This is a genomic window from Desulfobotulus mexicanus (assembly GCF_006175995.1).
In the GTDB taxonomy this organism is placed as follows: Bacteria; Desulfobacterota; Desulfobacteria; order Desulfobacterales; family ASO4-4; genus Desulfobotulus; species Desulfobotulus mexicanus.
Genome location: NZ_VDMB01000053.1, coordinates 1 through 3,330, shown reverse-complemented (window position 1 = coordinate 3,330; position 3,330 = coordinate 1). Strand labels below are relative to the sequence as shown.

Here is a 3,330-nt window from a genome sequence, read left to right as displayed (position 1 = left end):
GGGTAAGGGAAATCAATGAACTGAATATTCCCCCCGGCAACCGTCTTGAACGCTTAAAAGGTAAGCGTGAAAATCAGTACAGTATCCGCATCAATCAGCAGTACAGAATCTGTTTTAAATGGGAGGAAGGCCATGCCTGCGAAATTGAAATCACCGATTACCATTGATGTGGGCCGTCGTTTGCCTCAAAACCGCCCACCGACACATCCTGGAGAAATGTTGCTGGAGGAATTTATCAAGCCACTAAATATCACACAGACGGTACTTGCCCACCATCTGGGGGTGTCCTATCCACGTCTGAATGAAATCATCAGAGGCAAACGCTCCGTAACTCCGGACACAGCCTTGCGGCTGTCTCATGTTCTGGGAATGTCGGCAGATTTCTGGCTGGGCCTACAACAGGATTGGGATCTCTGGCATGCCATGAACAGCCCCGAAGCAAAAAAGATCAGGTTGTTAAAACCTCTTTGCAAAAAAGAACCTTCTTTTGCATAGAAGACACCTATCCTCACGGCAGGCGAAAGCCCCTTCATGAATAACAACCACAAGACACCAACTTTGTCCTTGACCCTGATCTTTCATCAAAAAACGTAACCACAGGACACCCACTTTGTTCTTGATGGTGGTATGATCTTGGAAATATTTAAAAAGCATCTTCAACCACAGGACACCCACTTCGTTCCTGCTGACGTTCGATCCACTGACTGGCTTCATGGTGCTGGCACTGTGGGCAATTCCGATGACCACAGGAAAGTGGCCGCCATTCCTGATGACCACAGTCTGTGCACGGATAACACCCAACTACAGGACACCCACTTCGTTCTTGACCCGCATTCAACAACCACAGGACACCCACTTCGTTATTTTTTTCGGGTCATGATATGCTGTCCCAGTAGGACTTAAATTTACCACTGTTTTTTCTTGAATCAAGGTGGCGCACTGTATTATAATGGCATATGTTGGCTTGACAGATTGAGCCATAATACCGATTCTATTCGGATGCTTGGAATGCTTCATGCCTCTCTTGGGAGAATTTATGCCTGATGCCAACCACAGGACACCCACTTCGTTATTTTTTTCAGGTCATGATATGCTGTCCCAGAGCAAACCACAGGACACCCACTTGGTCTTTACTTGGTCTTTGTTCCCACCCTAACCTTTAAAAGACATCCCATGCATTGAACCTTCCACTTCTGCACTTGACAACTCATATCAGAATTGTACAATTGTCAAAAATCATATATTTTGGAGCTGATAATGGAGATCGTAATCGATACTTCAGCAATAATAGCAGTCATAGTAGATGAACCTGAACGAGAAAAAATTATTGAATTGACAAGAGGAAATACCCTCATTGGCCCAGGTTCGATTCCTTGGGAAATTGGAAATGCGTTTTCGGCAATGTTTAAAAAAAGCGAGTGAGTCTTGCAGAGGCCGAAAAAGGGCTTGAAATTTTTAAAAAAATTCCGATTCGGTATATTGAAACCGATTTTGCAAATGCCGTAACAATATCTCAAAAAACCAATATCTATGCCTATGATGCCTATTTTCTGGATTGTGCCTTAAGACAGAAAGCACCCTTACTGACATTGGACTCAAAGTTGTGTGCCGTTGCCAAAAGTCTAAAAATCTCAACACTGGAGGCATAAAATGCAAATTTACACATATTCAGAAGCAAGACAAAAGCTTGCGATTGTTCTCGATCAGGCTGAAACTTCCGGTAAAGTCCTCATTCGGAGAAAAGATGGTCGCACGTTTGCTTTAATTCCTGAAAATATTTCTGATTCCCCTCTGGACATTCCAACCATTAAAGCTAAAATTTCCACAAAGGAAATTGTTGATATTATTCGTGAAGGAAGGGAAAGGTAACGGCGTGGCGGCCTATACGGCAACCAACTACACAGACACCCACTTCGTTCTAAAACCACAGAGCAACCACTGCAACCACTGGACACCCACTTCGTTCTTGACCCGCATTCCAAAATCCCCTATCTTTCCCTTTAAAAACAAGATCCTAATTTTCACAGGAGGGCCTACATGACCTATCCCCGATCCACCCTTATCAGCCTTGAAAGCACCCCATGGTATCACTGCGTCTGCCGCTGTGTCCGCAGGGCCTTTCTCTGTGGCAAGGACAAGCAATCCGGCATGGACTTTGACCACCGACGGGGCTGGATTGCAGAGCGTATCATGGAGCTTTCGGCCATCTTTTCCATTGATGTGGCGGCCTATGCGGTCATGAGTAACCACTACCACATCGTGCTGCGTGTGGATGAGAACCGTGCCCTTTTCTGGTCGGATCGTGAAGTCTTCACCCGCTGGACGCAGCTTTTCAAGGGGCCGGATGTGGTGAGACGTTACCTCTCAGAAACCGAAGACCTGAGCGCATCGGATCAGCTCAGGCTCAATGAGCTGGCTGGCATCTACCGAAGCCGCCTTTATGATGTTTCGTGGTTTATGAGGATGCTCAATGAGTCCATTGCAAGAAAAGCCAATCAGGAGGAAGGAATTTCCGGCAGATTCTGGGAGGGACGTTTCAAAAGTCAGGCCCTTCTCGATGAAAAGGCCATTCTGGCAGCCATGGCCTATGTGGATCTCAACCCTGTTCGTGCGGGCATGGCCGAAACCCCTGAAACCTCAGATTTTACGTCCATCAAGGAAAGGCTGGATGCCCTTAAGGCAAAGGATGCCTGTTCTTCTCGGCCTTCCGTCACACTACCGGATGCATCCCCGGATACTCAGCTGGAAAAACCGAGAGCTTCCCTTGCCCCCTTTGATGATCTCACGGATATGGCCTTTGCCATTCCCTTCGGTTTCCATGAATATGCAGAACTTGTGGACTGGACAGGAAGACAGCTTAAACGCAAAAAGCGGGGGAGTATCTGCCGTAAAGTCCCTCCCCTTCTCAAACGAATAGGCCTGGATGCTGCCGTTTTTGTATCTTCCATGGATACCCTTTTAGAGCAGTTCGGCACCGCCGTGGGAGATCCGGAAGTTTTAAGAATGCACTGCAAACTCAGAGGCCTGCGCTGTATGCGGGGTGCCGGTTCTGAAGTGTTTTTTGATGCGGCCTGATGGTGGGATCATTCTTTTTGCTACCTTTCACATCTTCACTCAGCCACAAAAAACCACTCTGTAATGCTGCTCTTGACCATAAAATATTTGACAGATATAATGCCTCCCATTATCTTAATTATGTTAGTTAATCAACATCATGAAATAATGTATTAAATCACTTCAAAAGAAAAAAATATTTGTCGAACGGTTACGACATTCCATGATCAAAACTTTCAAATCAGCTGGCACAGAAGATATTTTTGACGGCATAAC

6 protein-coding genes and 1 pseudogene are annotated in these 3,330 nt (G+C 46.0%); 6 read left to right on the top strand and 1 reads right to left on the bottom strand.

Annotated elements, in window-relative coordinates:
• The first annotated feature begins 11 nt into the window (after positions 1-11).
• Together FIM25_RS16745 and FIM25_RS16740 are read left to right on the top strand one after the other, a co-directional pair.
• On the top strand, positions 12-167 hold the full coding sequence (locus FIM25_RS16745) for a type II toxin-antitoxin system RelE/ParE family toxin (protein WP_342774357.1): 156 nt from the start codon (positions 12-14) through the stop codon (positions 165-167).
• Complete coding sequence (locus FIM25_RS16740) at positions 133-495, top strand: HigA family addiction module antitoxin (protein WP_139450993.1); 363 nt, start codon at positions 133-135, stop codon at positions 493-495. The genes FIM25_RS16745 and FIM25_RS16740 overlap by 35 nt, the downstream gene beginning before the upstream one ends.
• A gap of 181 nt (positions 496-676) precedes the next feature.
• Here FIM25_RS16740 and FIM25_RS17945 read toward each other — a convergent pair.
• A pseudogene (locus FIM25_RS17945) lies at positions 677-787 on the bottom strand (transposase zinc-binding domain-containing protein); the annotation flags it as partial.
• 470 nt (positions 788-1,257) lie between these two features.
• Here FIM25_RS17945 and FIM25_RS17420 point away from each other — a divergent pair.
• From FIM25_RS17420 to FIM25_RS16720, 4 genes are all read left to right on the top strand, one after another.
• On the top strand, positions 1,258-1,422 hold the full coding sequence (locus FIM25_RS17420) for a PIN domain-containing protein (protein WP_218961493.1): 165 nt from the start codon (positions 1,258-1,260) through the stop codon (positions 1,420-1,422).
• Positions 1,419-1,649, top strand: coding sequence for a type II toxin-antitoxin system VapC family toxin (locus FIM25_RS17810; protein ID WP_342774356.1), 231 nt, complete (start codon positions 1,419-1,421; stop codon positions 1,647-1,649). The genes FIM25_RS17420 and FIM25_RS17810 overlap by 4 nt, the downstream gene beginning before the upstream one ends.
• A 1-nt stretch (position 1,650) precedes the next feature.
• On the top strand, positions 1,651-1,869 hold the full coding sequence (locus FIM25_RS16725; RefSeq protein WP_139450992.1) for a type II toxin-antitoxin system Phd/YefM family antitoxin: 219 nt from the start codon (positions 1,651-1,653) through the stop codon (positions 1,867-1,869).
• Positions 1,870-2,037: 168 nt separating this feature from the next.
• Entirely contained in the window at positions 2,038-3,075 is a 1,038-nt protein-coding gene (locus tag FIM25_RS16720) for a transposase (protein ID WP_139450991.1), read from the top strand.
• The last annotated feature ends 255 nt before the right edge of the window (positions 3,076-3,330 follow it).